The sequence below is a fragment of the Sutterella wadsworthensis genome, assembly GCF_003315195.1.
Lineage (GTDB): Bacteria > Pseudomonadota > Gammaproteobacteria > Burkholderiales > Burkholderiaceae_F > Sutterella > Sutterella wadsworthensis.
Map to the genome: position 1 here is coordinate 14612 of NZ_QNRV01000009.1, position 20961 is coordinate 35572.

The following is a 20961-nucleotide window of genomic DNA, read 5'->3' on the forward strand; positions in this document are numbered from 1 at the left end:
CGCAGCCCCGGGCGTTCAGGGACCCCGCGGAAAGCGCCTTCCTTCGTTTCGGGACCGTTGAAATGACACTTCAGGACCTTATTGCTAAATACTCTGACTATCAGGTCGAAATGCGCCGCTACTTCCATCAGCATCCGGAAGAAAGCGCCAAGGAATTCAAAACGGCGGAGCGCATCCGCGCAGAACTCGACAAGCTGGGTGTGCAATGGCGCCCCTGCGGTATGGGCACAGGGACGCTCGCACGCATTTCCGGGAAGCAGCCGGGCCGCACGATTCTCCTGCGAGGCGATATTGACGCTTTGTCGGTGAAGGAGGAAACCGGATTGCCTTATGCCAGCACGAATCCTGGTGTGATGCATGCGTGCGGTCATGACTGCCACATCTCGATGCTGCTCACTGCCGTGCACATGATTCATGACATTCAGGATCAGCTCAAGGGCACAGTGGTGTTCGCTTTCCAGCCAGCAGAAGAAATTGGCCGCGGTGCGCAGTCAATGATTGCAGAGGGTGCGCTCGAAGGTGTGGATGCTTGCTTCGGCATGCATGTCTGGTCAGATGTAGCCGCCGGCAAGGTTGCGATGCGCAAGGGAGCAATGATGGCTTCCGGCGACCGCTTCAAGGTCAAGGTTATCGGCAAGTCTGGCCACGGCGCACAGCCGCAGCGTGCGGTTGATGCCGTAGTGATGGGCGCGGCCATTGTGCAGAACCTCCAGAGCCTCGTTTCCCGTGAACTCGACCCGATCGACACAGCCGTTGTGACGGTGGGCAAATTCACCGGCGGCACGCGCTTCAATGTCATTGCAGGCACGGCAGAACTTGAAGGCACGACGCGTGCTTTTAATCCCGAGGTGCGCAACAGTTTCGCTGAACGTATTACACGCATTGCCAAGTCGACGGCTGAAGCCATGCGCGGCACTGCAGAAGTGGAATACGAATACCTCGTGCCGGTCACCATCAATGATCCGAAGATGATTGATGTAGCGGCCGGGGCTGCCAAGAAGATTTTCGGCGAGGACGGTGTGCTTGAAGCTCCTCAGATGATGGGCGGTGAAGACTTTTCCTATTATCAGGAAAAGATTCCAGGCGCTATGGTGCTCCTTGGCGTACGTAATGAAGCGTTGGGCGCTGTTTGGCCCCAGCATCACGGCTGTTACCGTGTGGACGAATCAGTGCTGGTCAAGGGTGCAGCGCTTCATGTTCAGACCGCGCTGGACTTCCTCGGCGTTGAACTGCATTGATGCTGTTGGCTGCTACTTAAAGCTGCCGCCATAAAACCTTGTTGCTGCCGCTCTTCAGATGGGTCTGGAGAGCGGCAGTTTTTTGGAGGAGCTGGTGCCTGGCATTTATGAGATCAGCGGCAGGCAAAAGTGAGTGATCACTTTACTTTCTAAGGCAGAAAATCACTCTTAGACAATGCAAAGACTGATAAAGATGGTGTTCGCTTGGGAAGATTGCCGAGCTCTCGAGCGATGGAAGAACGCTTGAATCGTCATAATCCATTTTGACGTTGAAGACTAGGCTGCCGCGGGCGGCGAACCAATACGATGTGCTTAAGGAGAAGCTGGCCATGCACGATTTGAACTGGGCGCAGACGGACTTTACGGAGCAGTCCCAAGCTTTTGCCGAAAAGATCTTTGCGGATGTTCGTTTGCTTTCACAGTCGCCGGCACCACTCACAGGCGTCACGCGAACCTCCTATTCGCCCGAAGAAGGACGGGTGCTCAAGTATTTAAGCGATGTGTGCTGCGGACTTGGGCTTCAAGTTGAGACAGATCCTGCCGGCAATGTTTGGGGAACCCTGCGCGGCTCAGACCCGGAATTGCCTGCGGTGGTGTCCGGCAGTCATTGTGACAGCGTACCCGACGGCGGAAACTATGACGGCTTGGCCGGGATTGTGGCGGCGCTCTGCACTGCACGGTGGATGCAGTATCTGGGTTTTTCACCCAAGCGGGACTTTCGCGTTGTCATCATGCGCGGAGAAGAGGAAGGTCTCCTCGGTTCACTCGGTATGTTGGGACAACTCACTGAAGACGATCTCAGCCGCCGTATGCGGTCTGGTTCAGCCGGTCCAACGCTGAGGGAATTGCTGACGGGTATCGGTGTGGATCCGGCAGCAGTCAGTTCCGGCAAACATTGCGTCGATTTTGCAAAAATAGCCGCTTTTATTGAAGTTCACATTGAGCAGAGCGCTCGTTTGGATAATGCCGTCACTGATCGCGTCGGCGTTGTGACGGGCATTCGCGGATTGATTCGTCACCGTACGATTCAAGCGATCGGTGAGACCGCACACGCAGGGGCAGTGGATTTTCCGTACCGCAAAGACGCGGCGCTTGCCTGTGCAAGGTTTTCTTCCAGACTCTATGACTTCTGGCAGCACGAGCTCTCGCTCGGACGTGATCTGGTAGCAACGACAGGCGTGATTCGCACGAGCCCGTCTGCGTCGATGAATAAGATCGCGGGCGAGTGCATTGTGTCGCTCGACGCTCGTTCACTTTCGGCAGCCGAACTGAACCTCTTCGAAAAGAAGGTTGAAGCCATTCTCCAGGAGACTGCAGAAGAGACGGGGGTCATTTTTAAGACAGATCCGCTGATGCGCATTGCCCCCGTGGAGGCCGACGAAGGCGTGATGAAAAAGCTTGAAACGTCAGCAGATATTTTGAAAATCGGCACGCAGCGGATGCCGTCAGGTGCCGGGCACGATGCTATGAATTTTGCGGCGGCAGGCGTTCCCTTTGCGATGCTCTTTGTTGCCAATCGGTTTGGCTCTCACAATCCGAATGAATACATGGCAATGGACGATTTTCTGAATGCTGCCGGCATTTTGGCGCGCACGGTCATGGATTTTGACAGGTAGGCGTCTTGCCGCAGTGATAATCAGCTGCCGATCAGCGCTTTCAAAAGAACACTAACGCCGAAGCAGCAAAAGAGCAGAGCACTGATGCGATTGATGAGCTGTGCTGCCCGCGGGCTTGCCAGAAATTTCCTCGCCCAGGCTGCAGCGTAGCTGTATGCAAAGTGAATCACAATGCCGTTGCCGGCAAAAATGGCGATGAGGAGTGCTGTCTGCGGGACATAAGGGTCTGACGGGGTGATGAATTGAGGCAGAAACGAAACCTGAAAGACGTACAGCATTGGGTTCGTTAGCTGCAGCAAAAAAGCTGACGTAAAAAGCGAGGCGCCGTGCGGCCGTTTGGCAGGGGGTGCTGACGGGTGATGGACGGTAGCCGCAGGGTCTGCGAGCGAAGCAAAGCCGTTAGCCGGTGCATGCCAGCTGCGCCAGGCCAGATAAAGGAGTACCAGAGCAGAGAGTCCCTGCACGATGCTGAAGACGAGCGGTGAGGCAGTCAATATCGCGCCAATGCCGGCCGCGCAGGCTACAGCGACGCAGGCTGATGCGAGGACATTACCCAGCGGAGCCTGCCATGCATCTTGAAAGCCGCTTCGAAGCGCACTCGTCACGGTGAAGAGCACACCAGCGCCAGGCGAGAGAATCGTGAGGAAGGTAAGCGCGAAGTAGAGCGGCAGGTCGTTCATGAGAAAGCGAACGGTACTGTGGGGGTGACTTAACAGACAACAGGTGTACAGCAATACGCCATCCATAAATTCTAGAAAACTATAGAAAGTTGAGCAGAGATCCTCAAGGTGGATAAACGCTGATCCATCGAAAGACCTTAGTTTGCCGTGAATGATTGGGAAGCGTATGGACTGGATTCGCTGCTGACACAGCTGAGGCGCAGTTCATCAAAGATCGTCGCCAGCAGGTGTTTGAGTTCAAGCCCATCGTTAAGCTCGGGGGGCCTTGTTTCTTCGGATCTGCGGCTCACCTATACTCAGGCATATGTTCTCGCACCGTTCTTATTCCATCTTTCAATGCCGGCGGCATCGCCTGCCTCAATGGCTCTGGGCATCGATGGTTTTGGCAATATTGCTGCTTTTATCGCCTTTCAGTGTTTCTGCCGGCGGGAATGCTGACATCAAAGTTCCTTTGGATGGGCGTTCAATCGGGCAAGAGGAAGCCATTCTCTCGCCCGATGAGGCCGCTTTGTCGGCGGTGCCGCCCAATGGCCGGCCGCTTGTTCGTTTCGGTTTTTTAAAACCGATGCTGGCTTACGGCGAAAATAATTACCAACCGGGCGAAACCGATATCCGCAGGCCTTTGGTTGCGCATCTGCGCCGCATGATGCCTGACGTCCATTTCCAGTTTATAGAGTACGAACTGCCGGCTCTCTCTGAAGCGGTTAAAAGGCATGAGGTTGACTATGCGCTCATGAGTGCAGGGCAGTATGTGGAGCTGCGGTCATACGGCGCTTATGCGCTTGCGACTGTTTATACCGCCCGCTTCCCGGATCCCAATCGTTTTACTGCGGCACTCTTTGTGACCACCGCAGATCATCCGGAAATTCAAACGATCGCAGATATGAAGGGCGCTCGAGCCGTCTTCAATAGTCAAGCGAACTTCATCAACTATCAGCTGCCGCTTGCCGCTATTGCCAATGCTGGGTTTAATCCAGATCGGTTCTTTTTCAAGCAGTATTTCACCAACGACAAACCGCAGGAAGTTCTCCGGCTGCTTTTGGAGCGCAAAGCCGACATCGGCGTTTTTCGTGTCTGTGAATATGAAACGCTGATTGCCAAATGGCCGCAGCTCAAGCAGTCCTTCCGGCCAACGGCGCTCGTTTCGGGGGGCAATCAGTCGTGCCTGCGCTCGACGGAACTCTTTCCCGGGTGGACAGTGGCACTCACCACCGACAACATGGCGCCTCAGCTGACAAAACGCATGGTGGAAACGATTCTTGCCATGCCGATTGATCCGTCAAGCGGTATGGGCTGGAGCGTTGCGACGGAATTTTCAAGAGTCAATGATGTCTTCCATGTCCTCAGAATCGGGCCTTACGCCTATCTGCGGGACTGGACGCTCAGCCGTATTTGGCGAGATTTTTGGCCCCTCATTGCAGCTGCGCTTGCTTTGCTGGCGGGATTTGTATTCCATTCCGTCTCGGTGGAACGTTTGGCGCAGTCTCGTGCCAGGGAATTGAACGATGCTTATGTTCGGCAGCGAGAAATTGAAGACAAGGCTTTGAAGACTGAAGAGCGTCTTGCGGCGCTCTCGCGTCTTGGGGTTGTGAGTCAGCTTTCTTCGATATTTGCGCATGAAATGGGACAGCCGCTCTCGGCTATTCGCTATCGTGCCCGCGCACTGAAGACGCTGCTTGCCGCACCGACCCCGCGCCGGGATTTAATGAATGACTGCTTAAAGACCATAGATGCGCAGAGTGCAAAGGCTGCCCGCATTCTGCAGAAGGTTCGAGCTTATGCCAAGGGAGAAACATCGCGCGAAGCCCCCGTTCGTTTGGATTTGCTGGTGGAAACAGCCGCTGCCGATTTGCGGCGTTCAGGTCGGCTGACTGTGCCGACGCGCGTCAAGACCGTGGAGGTAGAGATCCCGGGAGACGAACTTGAGCTGGGACTTGCGGTTTTGAATATTCTTAAAAATGCGGCAGAAGCCGCTGCAGGCGGCATCAATGGGGAAGACGGTGCATCCGTTCGCGTCAATCTTTCTGCCAACGGCCGCTGCGCGCGGCTTCAAGTGGTCAACACTGGTCGACGTCTGGCGCCTGGCGAGCTCGAACGGCACATGGCGCCGATGAGCAGCGAAAAGAAGGAGGGCATTGGCCTTGGCATCGTCATTATTCAGTCGATTGCAGAAGCCCACGGCGGCAGTTTCAGTCTGCGGGCGCTTGAGGCGGGGGGCGCAGAAGCGGTGCTCGAACTGCCGCTGAAATTCGAAGGAGAGACTGCTGACCGTGAAATTCAAGAGACTTGTGATGTGAAAAAGTCGATGCCGAGCGGTTTGGCGCCGAATACGCTCGACAATAAAGAGGAGCCAAAAAAATGAAGTCAATGAAACCGCAGGAACCATTGATACGCGTCGTTGATGATGAAGAAGAGGTGCGCGACTCCTTAAAGTTCATGCTTGAGTGTGAGGGCTGGCTCGTCTCCGCTTATGCGTCCGGCTTTGATCTTCTCAAAGATTTTGATCGCTCCAGACCGGGCTGCATTCTCTTAGATGTTCGCATGCCCGATCTTTCCGGACCGGAACTTCAGGAGAAACTCAACCTGATGGGCTCAAGGGTTCCCATTGTCTTTATCACCAGCTATTCCGACATTCATGCAGCCATCGCTACGCTCAAGGCCGGGGCCGATGATTTCCTTTTGAAGCCCGTAGACCCTGAAAAACTTCTGGAGGTTGTTGCGCGTACGGTTGAACGTTCCCAACTTTTGGCGGCGGGCGCGGTACTGCCCGAAAATCTGGCGGCCTCAGCAGCGTCGCTCACGGAACGCCCTCGCCGTGTGCTCGACCTCATGATGGATGGGATGAACGACGCGGCGATTGCTGAACGTCTGAATTTGAGCGAACGCACTGTGCAGGTTTACCGTGCTCAGATTTATAAGGCGTATGGTGTTCATTCTGTTAAACAGTTCGCACTCCTCATTCCGCGCCTTAAAGCGGCGCTCAGTTCCGCTGATGCCGACTCTTGACGACTGCAAAATTACTTAAGGAAATGATTTTTTATCTTTCTCTTTAAGCACGAGGTTCATAACCTCGCGAGCACACCTCACTCATCAAAGGGAGAAAGATATATGAAGCAAGTTCTGATCGCGGCTGCAGTGGCCATGACTTTTGCTCCGGCGTGGGCAGCTGACCAGACCTATAACGTTGACGTCGTTGTGGTCGGTGCTGGTGCGGGCGGCACAGTCGCGGCCGTGAGCGCCGTTGAGGGCGGCCTCAAAACTCTGATGCTTGAGAAGAATGCCTTTGCGGGCGGTGCCGGCAACTTTATGGAAGGTTCGTTTGCCGCGGAATCCTTCATGCAGAAGGAAAAAGGCGTCAAGCTCACGAAGATTCAGGCCTTCAATGAAATGGCTGCTTATCACCACTGGCGCATCAATGCACCGTTGGTGAAGGCCTTCGTTGATCTCTCCGGCGACACGATCCAGTGGGTTTACGACCACGGCGTGCATTGGAAGGAAGTGAAGACCGCCTGGCGTGACAAGGCTGATCTGACGTGGCATATCTATCCGAGCGCCGGTTCGCTCCCAAAGGCCATGGTTGAAACCTTTAAGGCCAAGGGCGGCACGCTGCTGCTCTCCACGCCGGCAGAGAAGCTTATCTACAAGGACGGTAAGGTTGAAGGCGTGGTGGCTAAAAATGCCAAGGGCGACACCATCACCGTTAACGCCAAGAACGTGATTCTTGCCACCGGCGGCTACAACTTCAATGTGGACATGGTGAAGAAGCTCACCGGCATCGACATGATTCCGGTCGGCGCGCCCGGTCGTACGGGTGACGGCATCAAGATGGCCATGGATGTCGGCGCCATCGGCGACAACATGGGGCCGATGATGATCAACGGCGCATTCATGCCAGCCGAGGGCGAGGCCATCTGCAACGGTGCGAATAAAGAGGTGCGCGCGCTCTTCCGTCAGGGGCTCCTTTATGTGGACAGCACCGGCAGCCGTTTCTTCAATGAAGAGCTGACGATTGACTGGCCCCAGGCGTCGAATGCCATCGCTCGTACGGGTGAATGGACCTACATCGTCTTTGACGAAGCCACCAAGCGCGAATTCTCCACGGAAGGCAAAGGCTATCCCAATCCCTGCGGCAACTTCATTCAGCGCCATCAGGCTGCTACGCAGCTCGATGCACTCCTGAAGGCTAACGAAGCCAAGGGCAACGTCTTCATCGGCAATACGATTGAAGAAGTCGCTAAGAAGGCCGGCATGGATCCCGCCACGCTGAAGGCTTCCGCTGACATGATGACGAAGTTTGCCAAGCAGGGCCGTGATGACCAGTTCGGCAAGGATAAGTACTATCTGCGCGCCGTGAGCGAAGGTCCGTTCTATGTGGTTCGCGGCAAGCTTAATACGCTCACGAGCTTGAACGGCGTCAAGGTGAATGCCGACCTGCAGGTGCTTGATAAGAACGACCATGTCATCCAGGGGCTTTATGCCATCGGTCATGACGCCGGCGGCGTGTACGGCGACTCCTATGACCTGAAGGTGGGTGAAGGCACGGCTTCCGCATTTGCCATCAACTCCGGCCGTATGGCAGTGCGCAAGATTCTCGCTGACAAATAATCCGGCGAGGCATTGAGGGGGCCCGGTGACCAATTGTCTCGGCCCCCACAAGAAACAAGAATGGGAAGTTGCATCAACGACTTCCCATTTGTTTGTCTGGCCACGCAAAGGACTAAGGATCTTTGATCCTCGCTGAAAAAAAGGCCGGCAGTTTATGCCGACCTTTCCTAACGTAGATTATTTAGTGCAGCGCGTGGACCCGCCAGGCAGGCATTGAGGCTTCGTAGGCCGCGATCTTGTCTTCATCCTGAAGTGTGAGGCCGATGGCATCCAGACCTTCGAGCATCATCCAGCGGCGGAAGGGGTCAACGGTAAAGGTAAAGTGAAGACTGCCCGCATCGACCGTCTGCTTTTCGAGGTCGACTGTGATCTCCATGCCGGGATTGGCTTCCAGCACCTGGAAAAGTTGGTCGATTTCGCTTTGTTTAAGTTCAACCGGCAGCAGTCCGTTGCCGAGCGCATTGTTCTTGAAAATATCCGCAAAGGACGGCGCAATAACGCAGCGGAAGCCGTATTCAAGAAGTGCCCAGGGGGCGTGTTCGCGCGACGAACCATTGCCAAAATTGGCCTGAGCGACGAGGATGCCTGCACCCTTGTACACGGGGAAGTTAAGTACAAAGTCGGGATTGGGCTTTGTTTCTTCGGCATCCAGCCAGCGGTGATCGTGAAAGAGGTGATGGCCAAAACCCTTGCGATCCACTGCAAGCAGGAACTGCTTGGGGATGATTTGGTCCGTGTCGACGTTCGCGCGGTTGAGCGGAACGGCCTTCGAAGTGAAACGAGTGAATTTCTGCATGGCTGCTCTCTCAGAGATAATCGCGCGGATCGGCAATGGCACCCGCTATTGCGGCTGCGGCAGCAGAGGCCGGGCTCATCAAATGCGTACGGCTGCCTTTGCCCTGTCGGCCGACGAAGTTGCGGTTGGACGTGCTCGCCACGCGCGAGCCTTCTTCCGCGCGGTCGTCGTTCATCGCGAGGCACATCGAGCACCCCGGCAGACGCCACTCAAAACCGGCATCCGAGAGAATCTTGGCAATGCCTTCGGCTTCGGCCATTTCGCGAACTGCCATAGAGCCCGGAACAGCAAGTGCTTGCACGCCGGGTGCAACCTTGCGGCCCTTGGCGACTCGTGCAGCTTCACGGAAGTCTTCAATGCGGCCATTTGTGCATGAGCCGATGAAAACAGTGTCGATCGGCGTGCCGATCAGCTTTTGTCCCGGCTTCAGATCAATGTAGGCGAGCGCGGCCTCTGCACTCTGGCGTGCGACAGGATTGTCGAAGCTTTCAAGTGTTGGGACGCAGCCCGTGAGGGCACCTTCCTGACCAGGGTTCGTGCCCCAGGTCACCTGCGGTTCGAGCGCAGCAGCGTCGAGCACCACTTCTTTGTCAAACTGAGCGTCTTCGTCTGTGGCCAGTGTCTTCCAATAGGCAACAGCCTCGTCCCATTCTGCGCCCTTCGGTGCGAAGAGGCGTCCCTTCACGTATTCGAAGGTGACTTCATCCGGTGCGACCATGCCGACTTTGGCACCCATTTCAATCGCCATGTTGCAAAGCGTCATGCGCCCTTCCATCGTGAGGGCCTTCACGGCTTCTCCTGCGAATTCAACGGCATAGCCCGTTCCGCCGGCAGTGGTGAGTTTGCCGGCAATGGCAAGAATCAAATCTTTGGCGTAGACGCCCGAACGCAGTCGGCCGTCGCAGCGGATCCGCATGGTCTTTAAGCGCTGCTGCTTGAGCGTCTGCGTCGCCATGACGTGTTCGACTTCGGACGTACCAATGCCGAAGGCCAAAGCACCGAAGGCGCCGTGAGTGGCCGTATGCGAATCTCCGCAAACCAAGGTTGTGCCGGGCAGCGTGAAACCGCTTTGCGGTCCCACGATATGCACAATCCCTTGACCAGGATTGCCCAGACCGTAGAGCGTGACGCCAAAGTCTTGACAGTTGGCCATCAGCGTCGTCACCTGCTTTTTGGCAAGCGGCATGCATGCGTCAAGCGTGGGCTTTCGGGTAGAGATGTCGTGGTCCATCGTCGCGAGCATCAGGTCGGGACGACGGAGCTTGCGGCCGGCTGCGCGCAGACCAGCGAAAGCCTGAGGACTCGTGACTTCATGAATGATGTGACGGTCAATGTAAAGCAGAGGCAGTTCGCCGGGCTTTTGCATCACCACGTGGGCGTCATAAACCTTTTCGTAGAGTGTTTTTCCCATGGTATTCACCTCTCAGTCAGGCCAGACGGCGGCAGATCGCATCGCCCATTTCGCGCGTGTTGAGCGGCTTGGTGCCAGCCGCGCGGGCAAGGTCCGCAGTGACTTCTCGGGCGGCAAGCGTATCCGTAACGGCGGCTTCAATGGCATCGGCTGCCTGCGGCTCGTTGAGCGAATAGCGCAGCATCATCGCTACTGAAAGGATCTGAGCAATGGGATTGGCAATCCCTTTGCCGGCGATATCGGGTGCAGAACCGCCGGCAGGTTCATAGAGGCCGAAGCCGCCTTCGCCGATAGATGCTGAGGGGAGCAGTCCCATCGAACCCGTGATCATGGCGCACTCGTCAGAGAGAATGTCGCCGAAGATGTTCGAGCACAGCATCACATCGAACTGAGAGGGATCGCGGATCAGCTGCATCGTGGCGTTGTCGACGTAGACGTGTTCGAGTTTGACGTCAGGGTAGTCGCGGGCCACTTCATCCACTGTTTCGCGCCAAAGCACTGAGGTGGCGAGCACATTGGCTTTGTCAACTGACGTGACGTGTTTGCGGCGTCCTTTGGCGGCTTCGAATGCGGCCTTGGCGATGCGGCGCACTTCGCGGCGGGAATAAACCTCGGTGTCAAAAGCCTTCTCGTCCTCGCCCTCACCAGTACGGCCTTTCGGTGTGCCGAAGTAAATGCCGCCCGTGAGTTCGCGCACGATGACCATGTCAAAGCCTCGAGCAGAGATGTCTGCGCGCAAGGGAGAAAGACTGTCGAGTCCCGGGAAGATGCGTGCCGGACGCAGGTTGCAAAAGAGCTTGTAGCGCTTGCGCAGCGGCAGCAGCGCCCCCGCTTCCGGACGCTGTTTGTGCGGGAGATGATCCCACTTCGGGCCGCCGACGCTGCCAAAGAGAATGGCTTCAGCAGCGTCACAGGCTGCAATTGTTTTTTCCGGAAGCGGCGTGCCGCAGGCATCAATGGCGGCGCCGCCCACGAGTTCTTCCGTACGCTCAACGGTAAAGCCGAATTTGCTTGCGGCGGCATCGAGTACGCGGAGTGCCTCGCGCATAACTTCGGGGCCGATGCCGTCGCCGGCCAAAACTGCAATGCGATGGTTGCGGGTCATATTCTTCAGGTCCTATGCACGGCTGCGGTCGACTGCCTCGGAAGACAATTCCGGTCAGCAGCCGCAGTCAGTATTTATGAAAGTGGCAGAAGCTTCGGGAAGCGGGCGATAGGCGTGCGTTTTTATAGTCGTAAGCCTGGAACGTGCGGGTCCTGAGCTTATTGAAATGATGTGGAGTCGCTGAGGTGATTTGAACTGCCTGCGAAGTCGGCTTCGCAGGCAGTGGCAGGTTTTTTTAAAAGGATGCTTACGCTTTTGGAGCGCGGGTGCGCGGTTTGCGAACAGGTTTTGCCGGCTTGTCTGCGTCGTCACCGAGACTTTCGGCTTCAGCCTTATAGAACTTAGCCGTATGTCCCGGCCGCTTTTTCTCGCTCTGAATGCGTTTGGCGCGTTCGATGTTATTGATGGCACGCAGAAGTGCCAGGCATGACGACTCAATTACATCGGTTGAGAGTCCCATGCCGTGGAAGATTCGGCCGTCTTCGCTTTCAATCGTGACGTCCACCTGACCCAAGGCGTCCATGCCGGAGCCATTAGCAGAAATCTCATAGCTCTTCAGCGTGAACTTCACCCCCGTCAAATGAGTGATGCAGTTGAAAACGGCATCCACCGGACCGTTGCCAATGCTCGACTCCGTACGCGTACGGCGGCCGACGCGCAGGCGAACCGTCGCCGTCGGGATGGAGCCGTTTGACCCCGACATGACGTTCATTTGGTCAAGATGATAGAGGTCGTCCTCTTCATCGAGTTTCGTGAAGAAGAGCAGCGCTTCCAAGTCGTAATCGAAAACCTGTCCTTTACGGTCTGCCAGTTTTAGGAAGCGCGCGTAAATATCGTTCAAATCGTATTCGTCGTCGGCGTAGCCGAGTTTGCGCAGGCAGTCCTGAATCATGTGGCGGCCGGAACGTGCCGTCATCAACATCGTATTGCTCGCAAAGCCCACGGATTCCGGCGTGAGAATCTCGTAGGTTTCGCGGTTCTTAAGGACGCCGTCCTGATGAATGCCGGAGCTGTGAGAGAAGGCGTTCGAACCGACAATAGCTTTGTGGGCAGGGACAGGTTCGTGGCAGATCTTAGAGACGAGCATTGAGGTGCGGGCAATATTTTTCGATACGATGCCGGTTTCAACGCCGCCCAAAACTTTGCCGCGCAGGCGGATAGCGGTAGCGACCTCTTCGAGAGAGCAGTTGCCTGCCCGTTCGCCCAAGCCGTTCATGCAGCATTCGATCTGGCGCGCCCCCATCTGCACGGCTGTGAGTGAATTGGCAGTGGCCATGCCGAGATCATTGTGGCAGTGTACAGAGAGCACAGCCTTATCAATATTGGGGACGCGGTTCAGAATTTGAGAAATGATGCCGCCGAACTCCATCGGCACCGTGTAGCCCACGGTGTCAGGAATATTGATGGTGGTAGCGCCGGCTTCAATGGCTTCTTCAACCATGCGGCAAAGCTGATCGATCGGCGTACGGCCCGCGTCTTCGCATGAAAATTCCACATCGTCGGTATATTGGCGGGCGCATTTGACGGCAGCGACGCCCATGGCCAGAACATCGTCAAAGGATTTGCGGAGCTTATCCTTCACATGAATGGATGAAGTGGCGATAAAGGTATGGATGCGGAAGTGCTCGGCAACTTTCAAAGCTTCGCCGGCACATTCAACGTCTTTGAGTATCGCGCGCGACAGACCGCATGGGATGGAGCGCTTCAGTGTTTGAGCAATCGTCTGAACGCTCTCAAAGTCGCCCTGACTCGAAATAGGGAAGCCTGCTTCAATGACGTCCACGCCGAGCTCTTCGAGCGCGAGCGCGATCTGCAGTTTCTGACGCATGGAGAGACTCTGAGGCAGAGCCTGTTCACCGTCGCGCAGCGTCGTATCGAAGATGATGACTCGGTTGTCGGCCATTTTGGAAATTCCTTCGTTCTTTCTTTTGAGGATGGTGGTTGTGTAGTTTCGGGCAGACTCCTCATTCTGCCGAATGTCGAAAAACATACCCCTCAACCTCGATATTGTCAAGGAATGTTCAAAGAAAGGATGAATATTTGAGGTGTGAACTAGATGTTTTTACTCAATTCGTTCTTTTGAAAAGTTGGTTAATCACAAAAACGCTGATTGCAGAAAAAAGTTTTTTGCGAACAGAGCGCGTGCTGCTGCGGCAACTGGCGACAAGCAGTGTGCACCGTCCGAGTTGTCCGCAGTAAGGATTGCGGCTCAGGAGACGGCGGCGACAACCGGGGTCTGTCGACCGTCGAAATCAAGCGTGCGGATGCGGACGTCGATACCGAACAGCGCTGAAAGCTTTGCCTCTGAAAAGAGCTCAGCGGCCGTTCCAAAGATCGGCGGCTTCCCCTGCGGGACGAGGATGCCGGAAGCTGCACGAGCGAGAGCATGGGCGGGGAAGTGTGTGTTGAGGATGACTCCCAGACCTGAACTCGTCAGCTGATCAATGACATTGAGCACTGCGGCTTGATTTTTGAAGTCAAGGCTGCTTTCAGGTTCGTCCAGTACGAGGAGTTCAGGTTCTGCAGCCAAAGCACGTGCGATGTAGGCAAGCTGGAGCTGTCCTCCAGAGACCTCGGTAGTGAGGCGCTCAGCCAGCACACGGATACCGACAAGCTCCATGGCATGGTCGCAAGCCGTCCAGTCGGTGCGGCTCGGCTGCGAGAAGGCGCCGATTCTCGCGCTTCTGCCGAGCACAACCAGTTCTCGCAGAGTCAACGGGGCGAACGCAGACGCTCGAGCCTGCGGCACATACGCTGTGCGGCGCCAAAATTCACGCGTTGACCACTCTCGGCGATCTCGTCCGTTGAAGAACGAGGCGCCGGAACTCCAAGGCAGCAGGCCGAGAAGGCACTTAAGGAGCGTTGTTTTTCCTGCTCCGTTTGGTCCGAGCACGGCAAAGACGCCGCGGCCGTCGAAGCTGAAATTCACGCTTTGCAGAACGCTTTTCCCATTAGGGTAGTGAAAGGCACCGTTGCGAACTTCGATTTGCATCGGGCGGCCCCCTTTAACCGAACCGTCCGCCGGTACGGCGAAGCAGCAGGATGAATACCGGCGCACCGACGATCGCCGTGAGGATGGAGACTGGGATCTCCGCTTCTGATAAAGAGCGGGCAGCCGTATCGATGAGCAAAAGGAACAGTCCGCCTAAAAGCAGACAAGCCGGCAGAACGCGTTCATTGGCGCTTCCAAAGAGCATGCGTGCAGCATGCGGCACCAGGAGGCCTACCCAGCCGATCAGGCCGCAGATCGAAACGACGGAGGCCGTCACGACAGTAGCGGCCAGAATCACCGTCCAGCGAAGCGCTTGGGTATTGACGCCGAAGCTTGCCGCTTCATCAGCGGGAAGCGCCAGAATGTTAAGCCGCCAGCGAAGCAGCAGCAGAACGGCAGAGCCGATGACAAGCAGCGGCAGGCTGGCAAGGATCTGCGGCAGTCCCGCCCCCGTGAGGGATCCCATGATCCAGAAGGTGATTGAAGGCAGTGCATCCTGCGGATCAGCGGCAAATTTCACAATGCCGACGAAAGCCGTGAAGAGTGCGCCGACAACCATGCCGGAAAGCACAATCATCAAGATGGAGCCGGATTCTCCGGGCCGGGTGCGGCTTACGAGCATCACCAGCAGTATGGCGGCAGCGCCGGAGAGCACGGCGCCCATCTGAATGCCGGCGGCAGGGAGGCCAAAGAAAATCGCCAGGACGGCCCCAAAGGAGGCGCCAGTCGCAACCCCCAAGGTATCCGGGGCGGCCAGCGGATTAGCAAAAAGCGCTTGAAACGCTGCGCCGGATAGGGCTAGACCGCCTCCCGCCAAGAGCGCAAGCAAGATGCGCGGCAGGCGAACATGCCAGACGACATTGGATGCGGCTGTGCCGGCATTGGGATGGAGAAGTGCGTCAAGAATGTCGGCGATGGAGAGGCCGTAGCGGCCGGCGCAGAGCGAAAAAACGGCTGCAGCGGCTATAACCGCAGCGATGCCGAGGAGTTTGAGCGCGGTACGGCGCCGATTCTCAGCAGCAAGATCGGCGGAATTGGGCGCAGGCTGCGGGTCAACAACGGATTCGTGCATGGTTTGCACCCGAGGTTATCGGATCAGCGCGAGCTTCTTACTGAGCCTGTCAGACCGACCGAGGCTCGGGCCTGTGGTGCATAGATGGTTTTGATTTGCGCCTCTGTGAGCGACAAACCGAAAACATCGCGGTAAAAATGCTCGGTTTCGGCCTGAAGATCAATATCGGCAAAGCGTTCCGGATAAATGGTCTTTGCGAGCCACAAAAGCGTGAGCGGCGTGTCCGCTGTCGGCGTAAAGGAACGGTAAAGGCCGAGCGGCATTTTATAAACGCGCCTGTCCTTCACGGCTTTGACGGACGTCCAATCACGGCCGGCATCGCGGCCTTCAATCAGATCATTGGGCTGGAGCGGCGTGAAGTTAGTGAGAAGCACAATGTCTGGATTCCATGCATAAATGCTTTCCATCGTGACGACGGCATTGGCGTTTTCTGCTTTAAGCTCATGAGCGGCATTTTTAGCGCCGACCGCTTTGGCCCAGTATTCGCCGAAGAATTTTTCACCTGACACCACCAGCTGACGAGCATCCGTGCGGATAATGAAGAGAACGGTACGGCGCTGAGCGTCTGAAAGGTTGGACGTCCGTTCAGCGATGAGGGTGCGGTAGTGCCGGAATTTTTCGGCCATCGCCGCAGAATTGGCTTTGACATCCGGAAAAAGCGCCTTCAGGGATCGCATCCAGCCCTCGTAGGTGGCTTCTACGTCATAGTGCCACTTCACCGCACTGATGCCGAAAGCGGTGAGGCCGGCAGCGCGCACCCGATCAAGCATGCGGCGATCGGAGGCATTGATGAGCACAAGATCAGGCTTTAAAGCCATGAGCGATTCCAGGTTAAGGTTTGCGCCCTGAATGAAGTGCGTATCAGCCTGAAGCACCTCTGGGTGAAGCTCACCCAAAAGTCCAGATTTCGCCGCTGACATACTGGCCGGATGCATGCCGACAATGCGCGAGCCGTCGCCCAAATACATGGTGACGGCGGAGGCCAGCGGCAGAATATTCGTAACGACGATGCGGCTGATGTGTTCAGGCACATCAACTGAGGTGCCGTTGTCATCCGAAACGAGCCGAGCCTCAACCCCGTTCAATGCGAGCAGCCCGCTCAGAAGAAGACCGCTGGCAACTCCTGAAAGTTTGGCAAAAGTGTTCTTCAAGCGCATGACAAAAGCCTCCAGTCAGATATTGAGCGTTTCAGTGCCGCATTAACCGTTGAGAATGTGACGCCCGCGAGCATCCTTTTTCATGATGCGTTCCTGCTCGCGCTTCCATTCCTTCTTGCTTTCGTCATCGCGCTTTTCATATTCCCGCTTGCCGCGGGCAAGTGCGAGATCAACCTTGACGCGGCCGTTTTTGAAGTGCAGGTTGAGCGGCACTAAGGTGTAGCTTTGACGCTCCACTCGGCCGATCAGCTTCATGATTTCACGGCGATGCATCAGGAGCTTGCGCGTACGATTCGTTTCAAGCGTTTCGTGCGTGCAGGCTTGGTCTGCCGGATTCATATGTGCATTGCAGAGAAACAACTCGCCGTCACGAATGTAGATGTGGGCAAGGTTAATTTGGGCGCGGCCTGCGCGAACGCTTTTGACTTCCCAGCCATGGAGGACGAGCCCTGCTTCGTAGCGCTCCTCAATGGCGTAGTCGTAAGTTGCGCGCTTATTCAGAATGCGCGGCTGGGTGTTTTTGGTTGTTTTTTTATTGCTGTTGGCGGCCATGACGGCCTCCTTTTTCAAAGTATTTCGGCTGCTGACCTCACGCCTGCAAGTTGGGCAGGATGGGCAGCTCCGAAGCTGGGCGGCATTGCTTTACGTGCCGCAAGGCTGTAAATTCTATCGTTTTTCTGTTTTGGAGACCGACATGCGCATCACGTTGTGTGAAATTTGGGCTGAAGGTGGCGCAACGCACGCCAAGGAGCGTGAACTCGATCTCGAGGACGGCGTCATTGCGGAGGAGGCGCTCGCTCAGGCCGGTCGAAAGTTGGCGTCAGGAGAAGGACTATCTGTTTTCGGCCGTCGGGCGGACGTGATGACGGTGCTTCATGACGGGGACCGGCTGGAAATTTCTGCGCCGCTCTTGGTAGACCCTAAAGAGGCGCGCCGTCGCCGTGCTGAACGTCAGGGCGATGTGCGCGTGGTGACAGCGGGGCGCCATGGCGGCAAACATCGCTTGGATAAGGAAGAGTGAGGAGTCGCGTCTCCTTTTTGAAGGAGAGGCAGCTCGATGCCGCCTCTCTCTAGATGGGCTGATCTTCGATCTTTTAGAAGACCACCGTCAAAAGCATTTTGAAGCGCTCTTCACCGTACACCGCATGAGGATGTTTGGCCGGCATGACGATGGTTTCGCCTTCTTTAACGAGGTGCGGCTCTCCGTCAATCGTGAACCGTCCGGTACCTTCAAGAACTGTCACCATCGCGTCGCCGCCGGACTGATGCGTGCTGATTTCTTCTCCTTTATCGAAAGAGAAGACCGTTAAGCTCAGAGAATCGTTCTGTGCAAGCGTCTTGCTGACAACTTGCCCCGCGAGGTAAGGAACTTGATCCTTCAGTTTGATGACAGTACTTTTTTCGAGATTTTTAATCATCTTGAATCCTTGCAAGGATATTTTTAATACTTGCAAGAATAGTCTGCCGAAATGATTGCGAGGCAATCACTTTGTGAACAAAAATCTCAAATTTGTTTTCTGCCTTGGAAAACAAAAAAAACCTGTCGAGGCAACTGCCTGACAGGTATCTTTGAATGGCGTCCCCAATCGGATTCGAACCGATGTTGACAACGTGAGAGGCTGCCGTCCTAACCACTAGACGATGGGGACGTCTTTGCGGAGAAAGCGAATTATATGTGAAAGCATCTTTCTCCGCAAGAGGCGGCTAAAAATTAAGCCAACCCTTCAGCGATACGGGCCAGTACCTTGTCACGGCCAATAAGACAGAGCGTGCGGTCAATCTGCGGCGTGCGGTCAGCGCGGCAGACGAGGACGCGCAGCGGGTTGGCAAGAATCTTCATCGGAATGCTGCGTTCGGCCATCACTTCCTGAATGCAGTGATAAACGTTTTCAGGCGTTTCCGCATCAAGCGCTTTGAGTTTCTGGGCAAAGAGTTCAAGCGCTTCGCGTCCGCCGTCGGCGAGAACCTTAGCGGCTTCTTCAGCGTTGACGGCATTTTCGGCGTAGAAGAAGAGCGCAGCTTCAGCGAGTTTTTCGAGCGTGGCGCTGCGGGACTTGAGCAGCCCGCAGACGCTCGCGAGATCCGGACCGTTGGCGATGATGCCTCCGCGGGCCTCGATGCGCGAAGCCACCAGCTTGGCGAGGCGATCGTCATCGGCTTCCTTCATGTACTGACCGTTAAGCCATTCGAGCTTCTTCCAGTCAATGCGGGCGGAAGCTCTCGAGCAGTCGGAGAGGTCGAACACTTCGGCAAGCTCTTCACGCGAGAATTTCTCCATATTCCCATGGCCCCAGCCGAGGCGCGCGAGGTAATTGAAGATCGCTTCGGGCAGATAGCCCTGTTTTTCGTATTCAAGCACAGAAACCGTGCCATGGCGCTTCGAAAGCTTCTGACCGTCTTGTCCGCAGATGAGCGGGAGGTGCGCAAAAACCGGAATTTCCGCGCCCAAGGCTTTGTAGATGTTGATCTGCCGAGGCGTATTGTTGATGTGGTCCGCGCCGCGGATGACATGACTCACCTTCATATCCCAGTCGTCTACCACCACGGCGAAGTTATAGGTCGGGATGCCGTTGCGCATGATGATGAGGTCATCGAGCTCGGCGTTCGACACGGTGATGGGGCCGTAGACGGCATCGTTCCAGGTCACGGAGCCTTCATCAGGATTGCGGAATCGGATGACGGGCTTTACGCCTTCGGGAATGGGGCGTCCCACACAGTTTTCCGGACGCCAGCGGCCGTCATAGCGAGGCTTGAGACCGGCGGCACGCTGCTGCTCGCGCAGAGCGTCGAGTTCTTCGGGAGTGGCGTAGCAATAGTAGGCGCGGCCGTCCGCGAGCATTTCGTCGACGACTTCCTGATATCGAGCAAGGCGGTCCATCTGATAGACAGGACCTTCGTCATAATCGAGATTGAGCCACTTCATGCCGTCGAGAATGACCTGCACCGCTTCCTTTGTGGAACGTACTTGATCGGTATCCTCAATGCGCAGCAGGAATTTGCCGCCGAAATGGCGGGCGACTGCCCAGCAGTAGATCGCCGTTCGGGCGGTTCCAAGGTGCATCATGCCGGTAGGGCTCGGCGCAATGCGGGTGCGAATTTCCTTCATGGTTGTCCTTCTTGAAGAGGATGGGTTGTATTGTCGGTCGGCTCATGAAGCAGCAGACTATGACACACAGGCGGCTTCTGGCGGCTCGATGGGTGAAACTAGTTATTTTAGGCTTTCACAAGACTACAGGGCGCAGCTTTCACCGGACTGAATCTAATCGAAGATTCAGCAGGCTGTTTTTAAGTCTCTTGCGCCGAAGAAAGGAGGACGGAGCGCACCCACTGCATGGCGAGGTCCTGATCTGTGCGATGGTGCCAGATGAGATGCGGCGTCTGAACGACGCTTTTGGCTTGGGTTTCAACAATCGCCACTAGACCGGCATTGGCGAGCGTATCAGCGGTTTTCTTCGGCAGCACCATGATGAGACGGCTCGAGCTTAATGTCGTCACCGCGGAAAGAAAATTCGTGGTGCGCAGTGATGACCGCGCCTCACGCCAATCGGGAAAAGCGATTTCTCGAAGCGTCGTATAAGGGGCTCCCGGCTGAGTTCGAAAGCAGACATCAGCAAAAGATTCCTGCAGCACTCGCTCGGTCGAGAGCGGCGAAGTGCGGCTTTCAGCGGCCAGCGGACTGCCAAATCCTGCTGCAAGCACATATTCATTGCGTCCAATCACGATGCTGCGCAAACCCGGCGGAACCGCCATCACTGGCGAAACCACAAAATCCAGTTCGCCGCTTGAAAGCTGAAGAAATCGATCTTCGGCTAGCGGCAGAAATGAGATCGTGATGTTTGGTGCTTGCTGAAGAAGGCAGTCGGCGAATTTTGGGAAAAGCGAAAAAGGAGCATTGTCGGCGCAGCCGATTCGCACTTCCCGCGTCATTTCCGCAGGATTAAAGCGCGCGGGACGCATGAGCGCGGCATAGCCGTCCAGAATCGGCTCGGACTGCGCCGCAATTTCCAGTGCTCGGCGGGTAGGCACTAAGCCGCCGGGGAATCGTGTGAAAAGCTTGTCGTCAAAAAGCTCCCGCATTTCGCTCAGGTGGCGGCTCGCTGACGAAGCCGACAGACCAAGAACTTCGGCTGCCGCTGCGAGATTGCGCTTCTCACACAGTGTTTTCAATAAAAGCAGCGAAGAATAAGGCGGTGTTCGGTCGAGTTGCATTTTGCAAAAGTCCAAGATGCTAAAGGCGCAATTTCAGCGATGAGAAGCGTGAATATTCATAAAAATGAATGATCTATAAG

The 20961-nt window shown here is 56.0% G+C and carries 18 protein-coding genes and 1 tRNA gene; 6 read left to right on the plus strand and 13 right to left on the minus strand.

Annotated features, from left to right (window positions below; genetic code table 11):
• Nucleotides 1-62 precede the first annotated feature (62 nt).
• Both DES29_RS05450 and DES29_RS05455 read left to right on the plus strand, forming a co-directional pair.
• On the plus strand, nucleotides 63-1238 hold the full coding sequence (locus DES29_RS05450) for an amidohydrolase (protein WP_005431091.1): 1176 nt from the start codon (nucleotides 63-65) through the stop codon (nucleotides 1236-1238).
• 329 nt (nucleotides 1239-1567) lie between these two features.
• On the plus strand, nucleotides 1568-2854 hold the full coding sequence (locus DES29_RS05455) for a hydantoinase/carbamoylase family amidase (RefSeq protein WP_016473824.1): 1287 nt from the start codon (nucleotides 1568-1570) through the stop codon (nucleotides 2852-2854).
• Between the two features lie 20 nt (nucleotides 2855-2874).
• On the opposite strand, the gene DES29_RS05460 is transcribed toward DES29_RS05455, so the two are convergent.
• A complete protein-coding gene (locus DES29_RS05460) occupies nucleotides 2875-3534 on the minus strand; it encodes a LysE family translocator (RefSeq protein ID WP_236578843.1) in 660 nt (219 codons plus the stop codon).
• A gap of 304 nt (nucleotides 3535-3838) precedes the next feature.
• Here DES29_RS05460 and DES29_RS05465 point away from each other — a divergent pair, with 304 nt between their 5' ends.
• From DES29_RS05465 to DES29_RS05475, 3 genes are all read left to right on the plus strand, one after another.
• The gene (locus tag DES29_RS05465) at nucleotides 3839-5896 is read left to right on the plus strand and encodes a sensor histidine kinase (protein WP_236578842.1); all 2058 of its coding nucleotides are present in this window, start codon (nucleotides 3839-3841) and stop codon (nucleotides 5894-5896) included.
• A complete protein-coding gene (locus DES29_RS05470; RefSeq protein ID WP_016473827.1) occupies nucleotides 5893-6540 on the plus strand; it encodes a response regulator transcription factor in 648 nt (215 codons plus the stop codon). The genes DES29_RS05465 and DES29_RS05470 overlap by 4 nt, the downstream gene beginning before the upstream one ends.
• Before the next feature lie 102 nt (nucleotides 6541-6642).
• On the plus strand, nucleotides 6643-8139 hold the full coding sequence (locus DES29_RS05475; protein ID WP_016473828.1) for an FAD-dependent oxidoreductase: 1497 nt from the start codon (nucleotides 6643-6645) through the stop codon (nucleotides 8137-8139).
• Between the two features lie 181 nt (nucleotides 8140-8320).
• Here the strand turns inward: DES29_RS05475 and leuD are convergent, their stop codons facing one another.
• The 8 genes from leuD to smpB all read right to left on the minus strand — a co-directional run bounded on the left by leuD (nucleotide 8321) and on the right by smpB (nucleotide 17224).
• Nucleotides 8321-8935 (minus strand): 3-isopropylmalate dehydratase small subunit, encoded by a 615-nt coding sequence (gene leuD, locus DES29_RS05480; RefSeq protein ID WP_005431084.1) that lies wholly within the window; start codon nucleotides 8933-8935, stop codon nucleotides 8321-8323.
• A gap of 10 nt (nucleotides 8936-8945) precedes the next feature.
• Nucleotides 8946-10346 carry a 3-isopropylmalate dehydratase large subunit gene (gene leuC / locus DES29_RS05485; protein WP_016473829.1) on the minus strand — a complete coding sequence of 467 codons (1401 nt, stop codon included), beginning with the start codon at nucleotides 10344-10346 and terminating at the stop codon, nucleotides 8946-8948.
• Nucleotides 10347-10362: 16 nt separating this feature from the next.
• A complete protein-coding gene (leuB, locus tag DES29_RS05490; protein ID WP_005431081.1) occupies nucleotides 10363-11451 on the minus strand; it encodes a 3-isopropylmalate dehydrogenase in 1089 nt (362 codons plus the stop codon).
• A gap of 247 nt (nucleotides 11452-11698) precedes the next feature.
• Complete coding sequence (gene leuA / locus DES29_RS05495; RefSeq protein ID WP_147145868.1) at nucleotides 11699-13354, minus strand: 2-isopropylmalate synthase; 1656 nt, start codon at nucleotides 13352-13354, stop codon at nucleotides 11699-11701.
• Between the two features lie 306 nt (nucleotides 13355-13660).
• Nucleotides 13661-14443, minus strand: coding sequence for an ABC transporter ATP-binding protein (locus DES29_RS05500; RefSeq protein ID WP_005431077.1), 783 nt, complete (start codon nucleotides 14441-14443; stop codon nucleotides 13661-13663).
• Nucleotides 14444-14456: 13 nt separating this feature from the next.
• Nucleotides 14457-15515 (minus strand): FecCD family ABC transporter permease, encoded by a 1059-nt coding sequence (locus DES29_RS05505; protein WP_021994965.1) that lies wholly within the window; start codon nucleotides 15513-15515, stop codon nucleotides 14457-14459.
• A gap of 23 nt (nucleotides 15516-15538) precedes the next feature.
• Nucleotides 15539-16672: an ABC transporter substrate-binding protein gene (locus tag DES29_RS05510; protein WP_021994966.1), complete on the minus strand. Its 1134-nt coding sequence runs from the start codon at nucleotides 16670-16672 to the stop codon at nucleotides 15539-15541.
• A 42-nt stretch (nucleotides 16673-16714) separates the two neighbouring features.
• Nucleotides 16715-17224: an SsrA-binding protein SmpB gene (smpB, locus tag DES29_RS05515; protein ID WP_005431074.1), complete on the minus strand. Its 510-nt coding sequence runs from the start codon at nucleotides 17222-17224 to the stop codon at nucleotides 16715-16717.
• Nucleotides 17225-17366: 142 nt separating this feature from the next.
• Between smpB and DES29_RS05520 the strand changes: the two genes are divergently transcribed.
• The gene (locus tag DES29_RS05520) at nucleotides 17367-17693 is read left to right on the plus strand and encodes an RnfH family protein (protein WP_005431073.1); all 327 of its coding nucleotides are present in this window, start codon (nucleotides 17367-17369) and stop codon (nucleotides 17691-17693) included.
• Nucleotides 17694-17766: 73 nt separating this feature from the next.
• Here DES29_RS05520 and DES29_RS05525 read toward each other — a convergent pair whose 3' ends face one another.
• From DES29_RS05525 to DES29_RS05540, 4 genes are all read right to left on the minus strand, one after another.
• Nucleotides 17767-18090, minus strand: coding sequence for a cupin domain-containing protein (locus DES29_RS05525; protein ID WP_005431072.1), 324 nt, complete (start codon nucleotides 18088-18090; stop codon nucleotides 17767-17769).
• 156 nt (nucleotides 18091-18246) lie between these two features.
• Nucleotides 18247-18321, minus strand: a tRNA-Glu gene (locus DES29_RS05530).
• Between the two features lie 62 nt (nucleotides 18322-18383).
• Nucleotides 18384-19778 (minus strand): glutamate--tRNA ligase, encoded by a 1395-nt coding sequence (gltX, locus tag DES29_RS05535; protein ID WP_016473833.1) that lies wholly within the window; start codon nucleotides 19776-19778, stop codon nucleotides 18384-18386.
• Between the two features lie 179 nt (nucleotides 19779-19957).
• Nucleotides 19958-20881 carry a LysR family transcriptional regulator gene (locus DES29_RS05540; RefSeq protein ID WP_005431069.1) on the minus strand — a complete coding sequence of 308 codons (924 nt, stop codon included), beginning with the start codon at nucleotides 20879-20881 and terminating at the stop codon, nucleotides 19958-19960.
• Between the last annotated feature and the right edge of the window lie 80 nt (nucleotides 20882-20961).